The sequence below is a fragment of the Mycoplasma anseris ATCC 49234 genome, assembly GCF_000702805.1.
Lineage (GTDB): Bacteria > Bacillota_I > Bacilli_A > Mycoplasmatales > Metamycoplasmataceae > Metamycoplasma > Metamycoplasma anseris.
The window spans coordinates 34,648-54,711 of sequence record NZ_JNJX01000001.1 but is presented as its reverse complement, the minus strand read 5'-3'; the positions used below and the strand labels follow the sequence as shown (position 1 = coordinate 54,711).

At 26.4% G+C, this 20,064-nt stretch carries 16 protein-coding genes; 14 read left to right on the top strand and 2 right to left on the bottom strand.

Going from position 1 to position 20,064, the window contains the following annotated elements:
• Positions 1 to 19 precede the first annotated feature (19 nt).
• Genes T401_RS06220 through T401_RS0100205 form a run of 4 tightly spaced genes read left to right on the top strand, consistent with a single transcriptional unit; the run spans position 20 to position 6,056 of the window.
• Positions 20 to 1,174: an ABC transporter permease gene (locus T401_RS06220; RefSeq protein ID WP_033178489.1), complete on the top strand. Its 1,155-nt coding sequence runs from the start codon at positions 20 to 22 to the stop codon at positions 1,172 to 1,174.
• A gap of 6 nt (positions 1,175 to 1,180) precedes the next feature.
• The gene (locus T401_RS0100215; protein ID WP_033178558.1) at positions 1,181 to 2,470 is read left to right on the top strand and encodes an ABC transporter permease; all 1,290 of its coding nucleotides are present in this window, start codon (positions 1,181 to 1,183) and stop codon (positions 2,468 to 2,470) included.
• 6 nt (positions 2,471 to 2,476) lie between these two features.
• On the top strand, positions 2,477 to 3,661 hold the full coding sequence (locus T401_RS0100210; RefSeq protein WP_033178488.1) for an ABC transporter ATP-binding protein: 1,185 nt from the start codon (positions 2,477 to 2,479) through the stop codon (positions 3,659 to 3,661).
• Entirely contained in the window at positions 3,654 to 6,056 is a 2,403-nt protein-coding gene (locus tag T401_RS0100205) for an ATP-binding cassette domain-containing protein (protein WP_033178487.1), read from the top strand. The genes T401_RS0100210 and T401_RS0100205 overlap by 8 nt, the downstream gene beginning before the upstream one ends.
• A gap of 247 nt (positions 6,057 to 6,303) precedes the next feature.
• Here the strand turns inward: T401_RS0100205 and T401_RS06215 are convergent, their stop codons facing one another.
• Positions 6,304 to 7,158, bottom strand: a complete 855-nt coding sequence (locus T401_RS06215; protein WP_033178486.1) for a hypothetical protein — start codon at positions 7,156 to 7,158, stop codon at positions 6,304 to 6,306.
• A gap of 86 nt (positions 7,159 to 7,244) precedes the next feature.
• Positions 7,245 to 8,096 (bottom strand): hypothetical protein, encoded by an 852-nt coding sequence (locus T401_RS06210; RefSeq protein ID WP_145960552.1) that lies wholly within the window; start codon positions 8,094 to 8,096, stop codon positions 7,245 to 7,247.
• 573 nt (positions 8,097 to 8,669) lie between these two features.
• Here T401_RS06210 and T401_RS06205 point away from each other — a divergent pair.
• The 10 genes from T401_RS06205 (at position 8,670) to T401_RS0100145 (ending at position 20,064) form a co-directional block, all read left to right on the top strand.
• Entirely contained in the window at positions 8,670 to 9,149 is a 480-nt protein-coding gene (locus tag T401_RS06205; protein ID WP_033178484.1) for a hypothetical protein, read from the top strand.
• A gap of 11 nt (positions 9,150 to 9,160) precedes the next feature.
• Complete coding sequence (locus T401_RS0100185; protein WP_033178483.1) at positions 9,161 to 9,889, top strand: triose-phosphate isomerase; 729 nt, start codon at positions 9,161 to 9,163, stop codon at positions 9,887 to 9,889.
• A 111-nt stretch (positions 9,890 to 10,000) separates the two neighbouring features.
• Positions 10,001 to 10,954, top strand: a complete 954-nt coding sequence (locus T401_RS0100180; protein WP_033178482.1) for a phosphatidate cytidylyltransferase — start codon at positions 10,001 to 10,003, stop codon at positions 10,952 to 10,954.
• A 10-nt stretch (positions 10,955 to 10,964) separates the two neighbouring features.
• Complete coding sequence (locus T401_RS0100175; RefSeq protein ID WP_033178481.1) at positions 10,965 to 15,290, top strand: PolC-type DNA polymerase III; 4,326 nt, start codon at positions 10,965 to 10,967, stop codon at positions 15,288 to 15,290.
• On the top strand, positions 15,253 to 15,420 hold the full coding sequence (locus T401_RS03440; RefSeq protein WP_156935653.1) for a hypothetical protein: 168 nt from the start codon (positions 15,253 to 15,255) through the stop codon (positions 15,418 to 15,420). The genes T401_RS0100175 and T401_RS03440 overlap by 38 nt, the downstream gene beginning before the upstream one ends.
• An 87-nt stretch (positions 15,421 to 15,507) precedes the next feature.
• The gene (locus tag T401_RS0100170; RefSeq protein ID WP_033178480.1) at positions 15,508 to 15,900 is read left to right on the top strand and encodes a hypothetical protein; all 393 of its coding nucleotides are present in this window, start codon (positions 15,508 to 15,510) and stop codon (positions 15,898 to 15,900) included.
• 384 nt (positions 15,901 to 16,284) lie between these two features.
• The gene (locus tag T401_RS06200) at positions 16,285 to 16,803 is read left to right on the top strand and encodes a hypothetical protein (protein WP_033178478.1); all 519 of its coding nucleotides are present in this window, start codon (positions 16,285 to 16,287) and stop codon (positions 16,801 to 16,803) included.
• Between the two features lie 54 nt (positions 16,804 to 16,857).
• Positions 16,858 to 18,108 (top strand): serine hydroxymethyltransferase, encoded by a 1,251-nt coding sequence (glyA, locus tag T401_RS0100155; protein WP_033178477.1) that lies wholly within the window; start codon positions 16,858 to 16,860, stop codon positions 18,106 to 18,108.
• An 8-nt stretch (positions 18,109 to 18,116) separates the two neighbouring features.
• A complete protein-coding gene (locus T401_RS0100150; protein WP_033178476.1) occupies positions 18,117 to 18,413 on the top strand; it encodes a hypothetical protein in 297 nt (98 codons plus the stop codon).
• A gap of 1 nt (position 18,414) precedes the next feature.
• Positions 18,415 to 20,064 (top strand): DAK2 domain-containing protein, encoded by a 1,650-nt coding sequence (locus T401_RS0100145; protein WP_033178475.1) that lies wholly within the window; start codon positions 18,415 to 18,417, stop codon positions 20,062 to 20,064.

Sequence of the window (20,064 nt, the reverse complement as noted above, 5' to 3'; positions counted from 1 at the left end):
GATCTTAACTACTTAAGAAATGTTTAAATATATATTGCAAAGAATAGCATTTGCTATTCTTACATTATTTATTATCTCGATTTTGACATTTTGCTTAATAGCAGCTTTTGCTCCTGATCCAATTAATAAAATGGCTCAAGAGAGTTGATCTAAAATACATGACAAATCAATATATGATGGATTTGAACATTATTTAAAAATTAAGCAAGTCGAATATGGATTTAGATATGGTACAGAGAAAGAACCAGGAGAATTAATTCCAATTATTGTAAGATATTTTGATTATATTGGGAATTTCTTTAAAGGTAATTTCGGTCACATTATTAATGAACAATTTAATCCAAACCCAGTTGTTTATAAAACCATTCCTAAATTATTCTTTTATCCACTAAAATATTCAATTATGGTTACTGCTCCTTCATTTATAATAAGCAGTATTTGTGGAATATCTTTAGGGGTATTTGCGGGATATAATCGTGGAAAAGTGATGGACTCAGCAATTAACTTATTTGTTGTCTTCTTCATTGCTTTACCAAGTTTCATTATTGCTCCAATTGTTATTACTATCTTTGTTAAATTTGGGTTGCCTCCTAAAGTATTTACAACTGATGAACAGTCAATAAAAGAAGTTTTTAAATCTTTAATCCCACCTATTCTAGTTATTACTTTAGGATCCTTAGCCGGTTTTACAACTTATTCACGTAACCAAGTTGTAACCGTTTTAACTTCAAATTATGTTTTAATAGCAAAAACAAAAGGATTAAGCAGTATTCAAATTTTCTTTAAATATGTTTTTAGGAATATTTCAATTCCTATTTTCACAATGATTGTTTATTCATTTTTAGGTTTATTAACTGGAAGTATCATTGTTGAAAAATTCTGAAATATTCAAGGTACAAGTATAGTTATTGTATATGCCTTCCCTAATGGGGAAATTTACATTGAAATGTTCTCAATCTTGTTCTTCACTGCCTTATCTTTATTCCTTGAAATTTTTGTTGATATTTGCTATGCAATATTAGACCCAAAAATTTCATATGGTGATACAAGCAAGAAAAACTACCTATTATTCTTTAAGGCTTGACTGATTAGAAGAAAATTAGAAAAAGATTTATTTAAAAAACAACAAGAAACTCTTCATAAGGAAGAACCAACTGCAGTGGAAAGGAGTTAATTGATAATGCCATTAACTGACAATATTAAAGAATTTAATGAAAAATATAAAATCAGTTCAGAATTACAAGACAAATTCAATTTAATTCCTGAAACTGAAAAGAAAAATATCACAACCATTGCTGGAAAACCCAAAAACATTTACATAGAAATGACAAAAAGATTTTTTAAAAATCCTATTGTCACAATTGCATTTATAGTTTTTATTGTAATGATTTTATGTTCATTAATTATTCCGGCTCCAGGAATTAGAACTTATGATCCAAATACACCAATTTCAGGTTCAAATAAAATTTTCTTTTTGCCACCTTCTTATAGCCCAATATTTAAATCGACAGTAGATACAGTTAACGCTGATTATGTTTTTATAAAAGATTTAGAAACGCACAAAATTTTCAGCGATTATTTAAGGCCGTTTCTAAATAATGTTGTCATTGAAGAAAACGGGAATAACGTTTATTTAGAATATAATTCATATGACTTTTTATTCTATTCTGATGTTATTCAACGCTACAATGAATACATTAATTCTCATACAAGTGAAGTAAAAAACTGAACTCATCAACAACATATTGATCTATTAAGATCTCTAGAATCTCAAACCCCATATTTAAAAACCATTTTAGGAACAGATGCTAGAGGCGCAGACATTTGAATCACTACTTGATATGCAACTTGAAGAGCATTTAAAGTCGCTTTAATTGTTGCTGTCATTGAAACCATTATTGGTGTAGCCATTGGTGCTTATATTGGATTCCATGCTGGAAAATTAATGGATACTGTAATTATGCGTATTATTGAAATATTTACTTCTGTACCTGAACTTATTTGATTGTTAATTTTCGTTTCATTTTTAGGTTCGACAGATAAAACATTAATAATTGCTTTAATTTTAACTGGTTGAGCTGGGCCTGTTGCTGGAACAAGAATGTTCATTATTACTGTTAAAGATCAAGAATATATTTCAGCGGCTAAGGCAGTTGGTGCCTCAACTGGTAGACAAGTATTTGTTCATGCTTTACCTGCAATTATTGGTAAAATTGCTAACTCATTTGTTAAAAGAATTCCTGCAACCATTTTAAGTATTTCATCATTAGCATTCTTAGGATTTTTCAAAGAAAAAAATGATATTAACTTAGGTCAATTATTAATTGATGCCGTACCACAAGCTTCAAATAACGTTTGATTATTATTGCTACCCGCTTTAATCTTATTGTTATTATCAGTGTCATTACACTTTATTGCCGTGGGTATTCATGACTGTTTAGACCCTAAAGTTATGTCAAAAAGAAAGTAGGTTTTGATGTCTAATAAAGAATTAAAAAACAAAGAAGTCAAAAAACCTTCTAAAGAAATTATAAAAGAACCTAAACCTAAAAAAAGCACAAGAGCAATCTTAAGAGAAAAACTATTTAAATCAATTGAAGTAACACCTTTAAAAGGTGACAAAATTTTAGAAGTTAGAGATTTACATGTAAGTTTCCCAATTGGAAGAAAAAAACAAATTCACATTGTTAGAGGAATTGATTTAGACGTTCATAGAGGTCAAATCATTGGTCTAGTAGGTGAATCTGGTTCAGGCAAATCAGTTACTTCAAAATCATTAATTAATGTAAATGAAGGCGGAATTATTACTGCTAAACAAATGCAGATAAATAATTTAGAATTGACAAAAATTAAAAGAAATGGACATTGACAATATATTAGAGGAATGAAGGTTGGATATATTCCGCAAGATCCTCTAACAAGTCTTAACCCAACAAGAACTATTGGTAAACAATTACTTGATGCTATTAATAATAATGAGGAATGAAACAATAGAACTTTTACAGAGAAAAAAGAATATTTAATTTCCTTGTTAAAACGTTTTGGAATTAGACATGCTGAGAAAGTATTCAACACTTATCCTCACACATTATCTGGCGGAATGAAACAAAGGGTTGTTATTACCATGGTTGTGGCTTTAAGACCAGAAATTATTGTTGCTGATGAACCAACAACAGCATTAGATCCAACAGTTCAAGCATCAGTTTTAGCATTGTTTGAAGACATTAGACAAAAAATGGGAATTTCAATTATTCTAATTAGCCATAACATTTCTGTTATCGCTAAATTCTGTGATTACATTTACGTAATGTATGCTGGAAGAATTGTTGAAAAAGGATTAAAAGAAGAAATTTTTACAGAACCTGCCCATCCATATACTTGAGCTTTAATTAATGCTATTCCCGAAAACAAAGACGAGAAATTATACAACATTAAAGGAACACCACCAGATATGGCTAACTTGCCATTAGGTGATCCATTTGCTCCAAGAAATGAATATGCTTTGGAAATTGATTTTCAAAAAGAACCTCCTTTAATTCCAATTACCACAACCCATGCTGCAGCAACTTGATTATTACATCCAAGTGCTCCAAAAATTGAATTATCAAAAGATTTAATAAAACGTTTAGAAGCGTTTAAGAAAGCGTTTAATAATGAGTAAGAACAAATTTGATGACAAAAACGTAATTCTTTCAATTGAAAATTTAAAGAAATACTTCGTTAATCAAGGCTACATCAATAAAGCGGTTGATGGAGTGTCTTTTGATGTTCATCAAGGTGAAATTGTTGGATTAATTGGTGAATCTGGTTCAGGGAAAACTACTGTTGGTAGAACCATTTTAAGACTTTATGACGACTTTAATGGTTTTGTGAGATTAGATGGAAAAATTATTTCTGGAAAGAAAATAACAAATAAAAGAAGAAAATTTTTGAGAAAAAATGTTCAAATGATTTTTCAAGATCCACATGCTTCATTAAATGGTCAACAAAACATTTATTCAATTTTAAAAGAGCCATTACAAATTAATGGAATTATGGCTGACAAAATTCGTGATATTTTTAAAGATTGAAAAGAAGTTAAGAAGAACTTTAAATATACCTTCCAAATTAAAGCAATGAAATTGCAATTAGAAAATTTAGAAGAAATTAACACTTTAGCAAAACCCTTTTTCTATAAGTGAAATAAAATTTTTAACAATTTAGAATTTAATACGAACTTAAGTAATGAAGATAACTTTAATTCTTTCTTTGGTTATTTAGAAGAAAAACAACAAATGGAATCAATTATTATTGATAATATGTATTCAAATACTAATGAATTAATTCAATTCTATTATGATTTACAAAAAAGATATCGTGAAAAGAATATCTCACCATTTGAAGATGCCTATTATAAAAATAAACAACACTTGGAAAGAATGATTTCATATTTAAAATATTCAAAAGAACATGTTATTGCAGAAGAAAAAATTAAAGAACTAAAAGCTAAAAAGAAACAATTAATTGAAGAATTTAAAGAAGTTAAAAGATCAACTAAAAATGCTTTTATTAACTTCCATATTGAGTTTAATAATGAAGCACAATTAGCTAATATTGCTAAATTAGCTTCCACTGATTTAGATTATTATTTATATTCATTAAAAAATGAATATATGAATAAGAAATTAAAACAAACCTTAGATCAAGTTAAAAAAGATTGTCAATACTTGGAATTTGATGATTTTAAAGAAATGATTTTATCTTTAAAAACTGCAATTCATGAATTCTACATCAATAAGTTAGAAAAAATTGAATATCAAAAAAATTTAAAGACCCTTTTATCAGTTAAAATCAAAGAGTTTAGTTTTGATTTTAGTAAATACATTGAAAAATCTAAGGCAAATTTAATTAAACATGAAGAAAAACTTAAAGCATTAAATGCTGAAATCCAAGCAAACATTCAAATCACTAAAACGACAAGCATTAATCTAAATAATGAAGAAGACAAAAAGAATTTAGAAGAGGCTCAAAAACAATTAAAAGAAGCTGAAATTTCATACGAAGAAGCAAGAATTAATTTCCTCGCTACTTATAAAGAGGAAATTAAAGACTTGTATGAAAAAATCCAATCACAGCAAACACTTTATAAACAATTAGTAGATTTGCAAACTGAATGCAATAAAAAATTAGAAGAAACAAAAGAAAAATATTGATTATTCTTAAGAAGTCAAATTAAAGATAAGAAAACTGAAAAAGAAATTAATTCATTAATTTCAATTTACAAATCAGATTTATCAATTAAAGAAGATACTCTAAAATCATTTATAATCGAAAAAAGATACCTAAACCAAGACATAAAAAGAATTTATTTATTATTAGGTGTTGATAATAATTGAGTTGAAAGCAACTTAAAAAATGCTGAAAAATCTGGCGAAGATTCTAATAAACAAAAATGGGGAAAAAGATTCCACTTATTGGATTATAAAATTTTTGAACCATTTGCTAGATTTTTGATTTCTCAATTGCTTTATAAAACTACAATTTATAAAGCTTTAGAAGAAGTTGGGCTTCTAAAACAATTTGCTTACCGTTACCCTCATGAATTTAGTGGCGGACAATTACAAAGAATTGTTATTGCAAGAGCTTTGATTACTGAACCACAAGTAATTGTGGCTGATGAACCTATTGCTTCATTGGATATTTCCATTCAAGCTCAAGTAGTTAACTTAATCAAAGAATTATGTCGTACCAAAAACATCGGATTGATTTTCATTGCCCATGACTTAAGTATGATTGAATATATTGCTGATAATGTTCAAATAATGCACTTAGGTAAAATTGTTGAACACGGAAAAACTGAAGCAATTTATGATAAACCACTTCATCCATATACAATCAACTTATTTAAAGCAATTCCAAAAATTTCAAATGCTAATGTTAAATTCCAAGATGTTTCATTTGATTTAGACTATTTAGATGAACAACAATTCCCTAACATTCCAACAATGCAAAAAGTTGAAGAAGATCACTATATTTATGGAACTGATAAGCAAATTAAAGAATGAACTAAAAAATAATAATATTGAATATATATGCCATTATGGTATATAGCTTAATTCAAATTAAAGCGTAATATAAAAAACTGAGATTAGAATTAATCTTGGTTTTTTATTTACATCAACAAGACATTGTTCATTATTATTGAATATTGTGATTCTAAATAAAAACTGAACAAATTAATATGATGTCAATAAAATAAAAAAAGAGAATAACTCTTTTTTAAATATTTTAAATTTTTATTTCAGAATCTTTATAAGGATGTTTTTAAAAAACAATTGGTAAAAAAATCATTAAGTCTTTTGTTTTCTTATTAACATTTTCTTTACGTAATGAAAGATATTTAATCAGTCATTTAAACATAATTGCTAATGGAATTAAACATGCCACAACACATATTGCAATTACAACGTATGCAGGAAAAATGCTAATGTCATTACTATGTGATAGTTCGCCGATTCTAATTATTAATGCTCCTAGCAAAAAGTATAATCAAAATGTAAAAAATTCAATTCTATTATTTCTAATTTGAATATCGATATCAGTTTTATATGGTATTTTTTTATAGAATCTAACAAGATTAAAGGAATTAGTAATTATTGTTTTTAACACACACATTATTATTAAATATGGGAAATAAAACATTTCTAATTCATTAATGTGAGGATTTTGTTGAAATAAGAAAATTTGATGCAATGCACTAATTGAAATAAATAAAACTATTGCAATTCAAATTAATAAATGGGTTTTGAAGAAATATACATTTTTCTTATTTAATAAGATATCCAATTTTAAATAATTTTTATTATTTGTATCAATTGATAAAAAATAATTTTTGATAATGGGTTTAAAAATTGTATATGCAAATAACAAATAAATTGGATAAATTATAAAGCATAGTGATACTCCAATAAAGCGAATTAATGGTTTATTGTCCTCTTCTTTTATTCATGTTGTATAGTAATAATCAAAGTATATCAAGCAAAATAATATGGATGAATACATAATTATTTGTAAAAAAATATGAAAAATAAAACTTATTTTAGCTTTTTTGTTTTCTTTGCTAATTAATTTTAATACTGATGCAGTAGTTGTCGGGTTTAATAAAAAATTAAAATTCAAAATAACTCCTTAGTATTCAATTTAATCAGAAAATCAAATATCTACATCATTTCTTTTAATTAAATTGTGTTGCAACAGATATTCAACTAGTGAAATATATTCACCATTATATTTTCACAATCCGTCTTTTTTCTTATTAATTTTTGTTTTATTTTTACTAAATTATCTTTTGTATTTTTAATATATAAATTTGTTAAGAGCCGACCAACTATGATTTGTTCATCAATTATTTTATCAACAATGAAATCTCTACTTCAATATACAGTATTCATATTTTTAATAAATGAAATAAAATTCAAATTTGTTTTTGATAATTCAACATATTCTTTAATTGTAAAGTTATTGAAAATATTTAACCTATTTAAGTTTTCATCAATAAAGAAAAAAGTGTTGTATAAATTTTCTTTATTTGCTAGCAAATCAAATTCAAAGTTTGACATTATATTTCTTTGAAAATTTCAAAAGAAAAAATCGTTATCTTGGTGAATATTTACATAATTTCTTATTCGTGTAATGTCTTCAACTATAATATGTATTTTTGTTAGAAGTTCTTCTTTATTATATTTGTTATATGCATATAATCTACTGCACAATTGAGCAAATTTTGAAATTATAAAAAATTCATCTTTTAAAACGTTTATACCATTGTATGTTGCAATTTGATCATTTGCTATATTTTTGCCAAATAAGCATTCAATAATATAAGTTTTTGATTCAAAAGTTATTATATATTTCTTTTGTAATTGATTATTGATTATTTTATCTAACACAATAAAATTGGAAATAAATTTCATTCAACAATTATTTTTTTCTTGATAAGACATGTTTTCAATAAAACCTAAATCAATATCTATAGGTTCTCTCTCAATAATTCCCTTTTGTTTTAATAAAAAACTACCATGTAAAATTAATTTACATTTAATTTTTTGTATCTCCATTTTAATCTTATTTCAAATTCCCATTTTATTGAAGTATATTACTAATATTTTTTTCTTTAATTAAACAATAATTATTAAATAATTAAAAGCAAAAAAAATAAACCTTCTCTTCTTTTATAAATAGGAATCTAAAAAATTGAATTTATAAGTACAAATTGGGGGCGCAATATATTATTTATAGTTTAATTATTAACTTCTATTTAGATTAAATTATTATGAATGCAGATAAAATCACAAGAACACAAAAAATTGCTTCTACTGATGAATATAATTCTATTTCAGTAGATAAAAAGCAAGAATGATAACTTATTATTACCCCATAAAAATCAAAAACCAATAGAATTTCAAAATCTTGAAAAAGATGAATTAAATTGTTTATTTCGAATTTTAAAAAAATAATGATTAAATTAAACTTGTTTAAATATAACTAATAATTTTAAAAAAGAATAAGAAAGCACTAATAAAGGTATTTGAACCAATTAAATTATTGGTGTTATCTTTTGTATTCTCTTTTATTAGCAAATAAAAAGAAAAACCATATAAAATTAATGTATTAAAGAAAAAGAGGAATTAATGAAGGAAAAATTAACTTTTAAAGAATATTGAAACAATAGTTGGAACTTATTTAGCATTATTTATTTATGTGTTTCTATTGTTGGATATTTGGCTATATTATTTGGTGTCAAATATGGAGTTAACAAAAATTGAGTGGACACATTATCAGTGGTAGCGATTATTATGGTATCTGTTAATTTATTAGCATTGCTATTTAGATGAGGATTGGGAAAAGGAATTATTAAAGTCGCTAAATCTGGTAGTATGGGCCATAAATTAACTAAGATGGTTAATAAAGAATTTAAAAAACCTGATAATCGCAAAACAAAAGAACAACTATATATTGATATGCGAAGAAAATTAGATGATGAAGAGAAGCAAAAAGAAAAAACCAAATTATTAAAACCTAAAATGACTAATTTAGTATTCTATTTATTCTTGATATTGTCAGGAATTATTTTGATTTGTATTTTACCTTCGTTACTAAGCAAAAAATAAAGGGAGTAATTATGAAATTCTTAATTGGTAATTTAAAAATGAATTTGAGTTATTTTGAAACACAAAACTATTTAAATGAGACAGAAAATTTAATTAAAAAAGAAAATTTAAAAAACACAAAAATTGGGCAAGCAGTTAGCCATGATAGTATGTCTTTGATTTTAAATCATCAAAATCGTAATTTTTTATTTGGTGCTCAAAATATTTTTCATTTAGAAAGAGGAGCATATACTGGTGAAGTTTCAATTAGAACGGCTAAGGAATTAAATTTAGATTTTGTTTTAATAGGGCATTCTGAAAGAAGAATGATGTTTAATGAAACTGATGAACTAATTAATCAAAAGATTATTACTTTAGAAGGAACTAATGTAAGACCAGTTTTGTGTGTTGGCGAAGATTTAGCAACTTTTGAAGCTAAAAAAACCTATGAATTTATTGAAAATCAATTAAAAAAATGTTTAAAAAATATTACCGATTTTGGGAATTTAATTATTTCTTATGAGCCAATTTATTGTATTGGAAATGGAATTATTCCGGAAATTTGTCATATTGAACATGTGATCCAAAAAATTAAAGAAATGACTCATTTTAGTGTTCCTGTTTTATATGGAGGCTCTGTTTCTTTAAAAAATATTAAAGAATTAATTAAAATTGGAAATTGTGATGGTTTTCTTGTTGGAGGAGCTGCATTAAATCCAACAAATTTTATAGAAATGGCAAAAATTCTTGATACAAAATAGGGAATTCCCTATTTTTATTTATAAATAAGGCAGAAAAACCTTAAAAACATATATTTTTAACTTATAAGTTAAATTTCTAAATTAATATTCTTTTCATATATAATCTAAATCATGAATGGCACAAAAACAAGAGCTAAATCAGCAGCAATTTTATTATTAATTATTATTCCTTTTTTCTTTGTGATTTATTTCGCACAAACAAGTGGCAAAGTAATTGGAACAACTTTTTTTATGTTTTTTTCAACATATGCATGTTTCGAAATTATTAGACATAATCGATTACACATTGCAAGCAATATTATTATTGCGTTAAGTAGTATATTGATTTGACTTTTTCCCTTAGATATGTTTTTATCTAATACCAACATATATAATGATGCTACTGGTTGAGACAATCAATTATTAACAACATATATTTTTAATTATGTCTTTGGAATTGATAGTTTTAAACCAATTCAATTTTTAGGATATTCATTAGTCTTTATTACGATAACTGCCATTATGTTGGTTGAGTTTAGGAATTTTAAAAATGCAAAAGAATTTTTAAAATATTATTTTATAACCTTCTTTGTAGTTTTGTATATGCCAATAATTTCAAAACTCTTATTATTTAATAATATTGCCAATCTATTTTATTTATTTGCTATCTTTTTAATTCCAATGGTAATTGACACTACTGGTTATTTTATAGGCAAAAAATATGGCCATGTTTGATTTAAAAGAAAATTTGCACCTCATATAAGCCCTAAAAAAACTTGAGAAGGGGCAATTGCTTCTTATTTATTTGGTGTCTTATTTACCTTTTTATTATTCTGTTTAGCTGGGCTTATTAATTCAGAATCTAATTTTAGTTATTTTTCAAAACCGATCCAAATGGCAATTGCAACAATATTATTACCAGCTCTTTCCATTTTTGGAGATTTATTGTTCTCATTACTAAAACGTTTAATGCTAATTAAAGATTTTTCTGATTTAATTCCTGGTCATGGTGGTATTATGGATCGTTTTGATTCAATCTCATTAGTAGCTTTATTCGCTTCAGTATTTTTATTAATTCAAGTATAAGGTGGTCTGTATGTCTTTAAAATTTAATGAATCTCTTGTGAAGTTAGCTAATGAAATAAATTATGAATTAAATGATCAATGAATAGGCGTTTCTTTAGATCATGCTACTTTGGATCGTGCTAGCAAGTCTTGAAGTTTTGAATTTACTTTTGATTCATTATTGGATTTTAAAGAATTTATTACTTTTCGTAATGCTGTTGAAAAAAGATTTAAAAAAATCGAATTTAATGTTAATGTCGTTCATCACATTAGAAATAAGCAAATAATAATTGATTATTTGAATTTTCATTTTAAATTAAATAATCAATTACTATACAAAATGCGTAGTTTTATTAGTATGGATAATGTAGAATTAACTGAAAATGAGTTTATTTTACATGTTGATAATTATTCAGTTAGTCAACAGTTACATGAATTAAAAGATCAAATCAAAGCAAGTTTAGTGGCTATTGGGTTTGATTTTTATGAAGTTGTTATTAAATACCATGAAAAAAACACTCAATTAGAAAAATCAAAAAAGATTGATAATTGAACTAGCAATTTTGACTCTTTAAAAGAAGAATACAATAAACTTAAAAAACAAGAAAGCCCAGAAAGACCCAAATATTCCAAGAAGAATAATAAAGCAATTGCTTTGGATATTAAAGAAGTATTAAATTCATTTGAGCCTTATGTATCAACTAAAGGCGAAATTTATAAATTAGAATCAAAGACATTAAATGAAAAAACACTATTTACCCTTGCTATTTCTGATTATGTAGAAGCAATTACAATTAAGTGTTTTTCAGAAGATGAAAAAGCTTTACAAAACTTGAAAATCGGACAAACAATTATTGCTAATGGAAAATTGGTTGATGATACTTATGTTGGTTCAAAAGTTATTATTGCTAAACCAGAAGATATTATTATTACTGAAGATTTACAAAAATTAGAGAAAGATTATGCCGAAACTCCAAGAGTGGAATTAGCAGTTAGAACTAGAATCTCAACACAAGATGGTATTTGTGAACCAATTTCATATTTACAAGCAGCTGAACATTATGGATTTGAAGCAATTGCAATTACTGATTATGAAGGGGTACAATCATTTCCTGATTTTTATAACGTTACTAAAAAAAGTAAGAAAGTTAAACCAATTTATGGGGTAACTTTAAATGCAATTAATACTCATAACAACTTTTTCTTAGATTTCAATAACCAAGATTTCTTATTAAAGGAACAAACATATGTTGTATTCGATATTGAAACAACCGGTTTATCAGCAAGATTTAATGAAATCATTGAATTTGGAGCCGTTATTGTTCAAAATGGAATAATGATTAAAAAAGAACAATTCTTTTTAATCCCTAAACATCCTATTCCTGCTTCTATTACTAGATTGACTAAAATTGATGACGATTTAGTAAGACAAAACGGAATGGAATATGAAAAAGGGATTTTGAGAATTTATGAAATTTTAAAAGACAAAATCGCCGTTGCTCACAATGCCTCATTCGATATTACTGTCTGTCGAGAAAACTTTGTTAGATTAGGATTGGATATTTCTAGAATTATTGGTCTAGATACTTTAGCATTATCTCATTATTTATTCTCAGAATTTTCAAAATTTAAATTAGGAACAATTGCAAAGAAATTTAATGTTTATTATGACTCTGAAGTAGCCCATCGTGCTGATTATGATGCTGAAATTTTATCAAGCATTTGAATTCAAATGATAGCCAAATTGAAAAAAGAAAAAAACATTGAAACAGCCATGCAATTGCATAATGTTATTGCACCAGAAACGTATGATAAAAAAATGGCTTATGAAGTAAGACTACTTGCTAAAAATCAATTAGGTTTAAAGAAATTATTTAAGATTGTTTCAAAGGCGTTAACTAGTCAATATCATGGTCAAGCCAATATTTATATTAATGAATGAAAACATGATGATGATTTATTTTTTGGTTCTGGAACACATCGTTCATATTTATGAGATCGAGTTTTATTAGGTGATGAAAAATCAATCATTGAAGCTTTGGAACCATTTGATTATGTTGAATTGCCGCCCATAAGCACTTTCTCTTATTTATACAATGACGATTGAATTACAAGAGATCAAATTGAATGAGCTTATAAAGATTTAATTTCAAAAGCAAAGAAAATGAATAAAATTTGTGTTGCTGTTTCTGATGCTAGATATATTTATGAATATCAAAATTTAATTCATCGAATTTATATTAATGCTCGTCAATTAGGAAACACTTCACATTGATTAAAAAAATATTCTAACATTGCTTTACCAGCATTTAAATTGTTAACAACAACTGAAATGCTTCAAGAGTTCAATTTCTTAAATGATGGTGAACTTGTAAATGAGATAGTAATCAATAACCCTAAAAAAATGGCTAATAGTATTGCTTCTGATATTCAGGTTATTAAGGATAAATTATATGTACCTAATTTTGATGATTCAGCCAATAAATTAAAAGAAACCGTTTATGCTAATGCTAAAGCCAAATATGGTGAAAACATTGATCCTTTGATTTTGCAAAGAATTGAAAGAGAATTAAATCCAATTATTAAATATGGTTATTCAGTTATTTATTGAATTAGTAAAAAATTAGTTGAACGTTCAAATAAAGATGGTTATATGGTTGGAAGTAGGGGGTCAGTTGGTTCATCAATTGTTGCTAATTTATCAGGAATTTCTGAAGTGAATCCCTTGCCACCTCATTATTTATGTTTACAATGTAAAAAACTTGAATGAAACAAAAATCCAAATATTAGATCAGGATGAGATTTGCCAGATAAAAATTGTCCTAATTGCAATGTTAAAATGGAAAAAGACGGTCACAGCATACCATTTGAAACATTTTTAGGTTTTGAAGCTGATAAAGTTCCTGATATTGATTTAAATTTTAGTGGTGATTATCAACCTATTATTCATAATTATGTCCGAGAATTGTTTGGCGATTCCCACACTTTAAGAGCTGGAACTGTATCTACTGTTGCTGATAAAACTGCTTATGGTTTCTGTAAGAAATATGATGAAGAAATTCATTCAATTGATAGTGGAAAATCATGAAGTTCACAATTTATTGAATTTATTGCTTCTAAGACAGCAGGAATTAAAAGAACAACTGGACAACACCCTGGTGGAATTATTATCATTCCGAAAGAATTTGACGTTGAAGATTTTACTTCAATTAGTTATCCGGCAAATGATATTAATTCAGATTGAAAAACCACCCATTTTGATTTCCATTCAATTCATGACAATGTTTTGAAATTGGATTTATTAGGTCATGATGATCCAACCGTTGTAAAAATGTTAGAAGAAGTTACTAACACAAGTGTTCGTAATATTCCTAAAAGTGATGAAAAGGTTATTTCTTTATTTAGCTCCACTGAAGCTTTAGGAATTAAACCAGAGGATATTAACGGCGAAACCACAGGAGCTTATGGATTACCTGAATTCGGAACTTCTTTTGTTAGAAGGATGTTAAAAACAGCTAAGCCAAAAAGTTTTAATGATTTAATCTTAATGTCCGGTTTAAGCCATGGAACTGATGTTTGAAATGGTAATGCTGAAGAACTAATAAAAGAAGGTAAACAATTAACTGATTGTGTTTGTTGTCGTGATGATATTATGTTAAATTTATTGGAATGAAATTTAGAACCATTGCAAGCCTTTAGTATTATGGAAAAAGTAAGAAAAGGTAAGGGTTTAACTGAGGAAGAGGAAAAATTATTAAAAGAGCATAACATTCCTAATTGATACATTAATTCTTTAAAGAAAATTAAATACATGTTCCCTAAAGCACATGCTACTGCTTATGTTATGATGGCTTGAAGAATTGCTTGATATAAACTTTATTATCCTTTAGCATTTTATGCTTCTTATTATTCAAATCGTCCTGATGCAATTGATATTAGAGTAATGAGTTTAGGAAAACACATGGTGAGTTCAAAACTATATGAATTAAAATCAAGAGATGCTGGCAAAAAAGCCCCTTTAACTAAAAAAGAACAAGATTTGATTCCAATATTAGAAATTACTCAAGAATTATATGCTAGAGGTTTTAAAATTCAAAATGTTGATTTAAAAAGATCACACCAAAAATTATGGTTAGTAGACCAAAAAAATCAATCATTAATTCCACCATTTAATTGCGTTGATGGACTGGGAGAAACCGTTGCTAATACAATTGTTTCAGCAAGAAATGAATCGCCCTTCTTATCAATTGAAGATTTAATAGAAAGAACCAAATTAAATTCTAGAATTTTAGAAACTTTAAGAAATTTAGGAGTGCTAGATGAATTGTCTGAAACCAACCAAAATGAACTATTTTAAAGAAACTAAAAAACCAAAGATTGCCAAACTTCCTAAGCATTCTAAAAAGATTTTATATGCTGGTTTAGCAATTTTGTCAGTTGGTGTTCTTACTGCCGCAACAATTGTTTATATTAGTGATAAAAAATAACAAAAACACTATAAATTATTGAGTAATTATTTTTTAATCTTTTTATATTATTTTTATATTAAAATCTAAAAAGAAGATTTATATTAAATGAGAAAAGAAATTAAGAGAATTGCATTAGTTTCACTAATTTTTAGTATTATTTACTTTATTGTTCTTTGTATTTCTTTATTTGCGTTATTAGTTGTATTAATGTTAAAATCTAAAGATTCTACTAAAGAAGAAGTATTGATAATTGCAGGAATAAAAAAATTTTTAATATCAATTATTGTTTTATTTCCAATTGTAATTGCTGTTTTAAACATTTTATTAACAATTAAAATGCACAGAATAAGCGCACAAGCTTTATTAATTTTAGGAATATTTTTTATAATTCCTTCATTCTTTATCCTACCAAGAATCCTAAATAATCAAGAATTGATTAAGTTTTCCGCTTTAAAAGCTGAAGAGGATTTAAAAATTGCTTTATCTTCAGAAAAATAAAAGGAAGTGATTAATAAGTTGCTAAAACGAATGTTCAATTAATAAATAGATCACTAATCAATAAAAAAGAAAACCCTAACATGAATAATAGGTATATAAAAAACAATTATTTTTGAAAAACAAGTATTTTTACCAAATTAAAAAATGAAGAAAACACAATAATTAAAATTGCATTATTGTGAAGTGGCTTCATTTTTTTATTTAAATATTGTGTTGCAATTGCCACTTGATTTTAAGAATGAAAATAAATCATTTTCATTTTTCTTATTTACTTATTTAACAAATAAAAATAGATTTTTATTGAAAAATGCCTTTGGTTTCTTTTTAAAAGGGGCAAAAACAATTTTTTTTGTTAAAATTTATATGCTTTAATAAGGAGATATTATGTCAAACAACAAAAAATGAAAAAAAAGAAAAATCAATATTGAACGTTATGTAGCAAGTGATAAACCAGCTAGAAAAATTTTATCAGACAATTGAAAAATTGCTTTAACAGGATTATTTTTAATTGCAATTCCTTCATTATTAGTTTTCTTATTAGCTGGTAAAGATGGAATAGTATTTCATGCTACTAAACAATTAGATCGTTGAGCAGTAATGTTGCCAATTGCCTTGGGTGTTGGAATTGTGCAATTTGCAATTATTGCAGCTTTAATTTGGGGATTTAAAGTTTTAAAAATAGAATCTTTAAATTTCCTAATTGCGATTATTTTAGCAATGAATTCCTTTATTGTGTCTAGTGATGCTAGTGTTTGATTTTATAGAGTTTTACCAGCAGTCTTTTTAGCATTTGTTGCGATCCCTATTATTGCTATTAATAAAGCTGTAGCTAAAAGAAAAGTGAAAAAAGTTGAAACTCAAATTCAAGAAGAAGAACGTAGAACTAAATCCCTTTTAGATTAATTTCAAACAACTAAATCAACACTCTGGTTTAGTTGTTTATTTATGGAGGTTATTATGTATAAAAAAATCCAATTACAAGACAAAGATATTGAAGCACTTATAAATTTAGAAAACGAAAGACAAGATGAACATATTGAATTGATTGCTTCTGAAAACTATGTATCAGAACAAGTATTAAAAGCAGCTGGCTCATGTTTAACTAATAAATATGGTGAAGGTTATCCTAATAAAAGATATTATGGCGGCTGTGAATATGTCGATCAAATTGAAATATTAGCCCAAGAAAGAATTGCCAAATTATTTAATATGAAATATGCAAATGTTCAATCATATTCAGGCAGTGTTGCTAACGCTGCTGTTTATATGAGCCTATTAGAACCAGGTGATAAGGTTTTGGGCTTAGATTTAAATTCAGGAGGTCATTTATCTCATGGATTTAAAATTTCATTTAGTGGTAAATTCTATACCTCATATACATATTCAGTTAATGAACAAGGTCTTTTAGATTATGATGAAATTTTAAATATTGCTAAAGTTGTTAAACCAAAAATGATAATTTGTGGTTACTCAGCTTATTCACAAATTGTTGACTTTAAGAAATTTAAAGAAATCGCTGATGAAGTAGGGGCATTTTTATTTGCTGATGTTTCTCATATTTCAGGTTTAATTATTGCTGGTCTACATCCTTCACCAGCAGAATATGCTGATGTGGTAATGACAACCACACATAAAACCTTAAGAGGAACGAGAGGGGCAGTTATTCTTACTAATGATGAAGAATTATTTAAAAAGATTAATCGTTCTGTTTTTCCTGGTTATCAAGGAGGCCCTTTATTTCATCAAATTGCAGCTAAAGCAGTTAGTTTTTATGAGGCACTACAGCCCCAATTTATTGAATATCAAAAACAAATTGTAATTAATGCTAAAACATTTTGTCAAACCTTCATTAATAAAGGAGTTAAAGTTATTTCAGGTTTAACCCAAAATCATCTATTTTTAATTGATGTTAAAACCTCATATGGTATAACTGGAAAACAAGCTGAACAAACTTTAAATAAATTAAATATTACAGTTAATAAAAATATGATTCCTTTTGATACTGAATCAGCAATGGTAACAAGTGGAATTAGATTAGGTACTCCAGCAATGACCTCTAGAGGTTTTAAAGAAGATGAATTTATTATTTTAGCCAATTTAATTGATAAAGCTTTAAGAGATCCTGAAAATGAAGCGTTATTACAAGTTATTAAAAAAGAAATTGCTAAATTAACTCACGAATTTCCTATTAAAAAATCTTATCTATAAGAGGTGCTATGAATTTAGAAAATATTAAAGAAATTATAATTTCAAATATTGAAATGATTGCTGGGATTGCAGGTTTTAGATCAATTACAAATGATGATGACACTAAATTAGACTCTAGAAATATTGTTATTGAGGAATCATTAGAATTTCCCAAAATTTTAAATGTAAGTATTGGTCTAGTTTTAATAACAAATGTTTCAGCTAAACATATTGTTGAAGAAATCCATCAAATTATTACTTATGAATTATCAAAAAGTGAGTATGTTTTAGGCAAATTAGAAATCTATATTAAAGGAACAAAATAAAATGAACAAGATTAGTGGACAAGAATGAAAAATGGCTGTTATCTCGGCAGCCAATAATATCGAAAACAAAAAGAATGCTATTAATGCTTTAAATGTGTTTCCCGTTCCTGATGGAGATACTGGAACTAATATGGCTTCAACAATTATGAATGCACAAAAAGAGATTCAAAATGTAACTGAAACTAATTTAGATAAAGTGGCAAAATCAATTTCCCAACATATGTTATTAGGGGCAAGAGGAAATTCAGGGGTTATTTTAAGTCAAATTTTTAGAGGCTTTGCAAATGGTTTTAATGCAAAAACATCTGCAACTCCTATTGATATGGTTTTTGCTTTTGAAGAAGCCACTAAATCAGCATACAGCGCTGTTTTAAAACCAATTGAAGGAACAATATTAACAGTTATAAGAGAAGTTTCAGAAGGGTTAAAAAAATCAGTTAATGCCAATACTACTTTTGAACAATTATTTAAAAATGCTTTAGTTTTAGCTAGAACAAGTTGTGACAACACTCCTAAATTATTAAAAGTATTGCGTGAAGTAGGGGTAACTGATTCAGGTGGTGAAGGATTATTTGCAGTTATTGAAGGAATTTATCAATATTTTATTGGTGAACCAGTAACTATTTCTGAACAAGAACATTCAATAGATAAATTTATTTCGGATCAAGAAGTTTTTAATGGTGAATTTGGTTATTGTACTGAGTTTTTATTAGAATTAAATAAACCAGGAAAATTTGATAAGGAAAATTTAACAAGAAGATTAGAAAGAATTGGTAATTCGATGGTCGTTATTGTTGATGAAAGCATTTTAAAAGTGCATATTCATACAAAAAAACCTGGAGATGTTTTAAATACCGTTAATAGTCAAGGTCAATTTTTAAAAGTAAAGATTGATAATATGACTTTACAAGCTAATGATTCTAAGCAAAATTCAAACAATATTAGCAATAAGAAGAAGGAAAATGATTCTAACAATAAGCAAGCTAAACCTTTAAAAGGATGTGCTTTAATTTCATGTAACACTGGACAAGGAATGATCGGTTTAGTTAAAGCTAATAATGTAGATTATGTTATTGAAGGTGGCCAAACAAATAACCCTTCAATTAAAGAAATTGTAGAAGCAATTAAATCAATTGATGCAAGAACTATTTTTATATTACCAAATAACTCAAATATTACTCTTTCAGCTCAACAAGCCTCAACTATTGTTTCAAATAAGAAAGTAATTATATTGCCAACTAAATCTCAAGCACAATGTCTTCCAGTGTCATCCATGTTTAGTCCTGAAAATAGTGAAAAAGATAATCATATTCTAATGAAAGAAATTATTAAAACGCTTAAATATGGCGAAATTGCTCCTTCAATTAAAGATACTAAATTAAATGGAATCAAAATTAAAAATGGTGATTACATGGTAATTGCTAATAACAAATTAATTAGTACTGCTTCAAATGCTAATCAAGCAGCAATTAAATTATTAAGAGCATTGATTGACGAAGAATCGCAACAAGTTACCATTATTTATGGTCAAGATGCTTCAGAAGCTGATGCAAAAGAAATTCAAGCCTTCGTTGAAATGAACTACGATGTTGATGTTAAGATTTATGAAGGAAATCAAACTATTTATCCATTTTATATATCAGTTGAATAA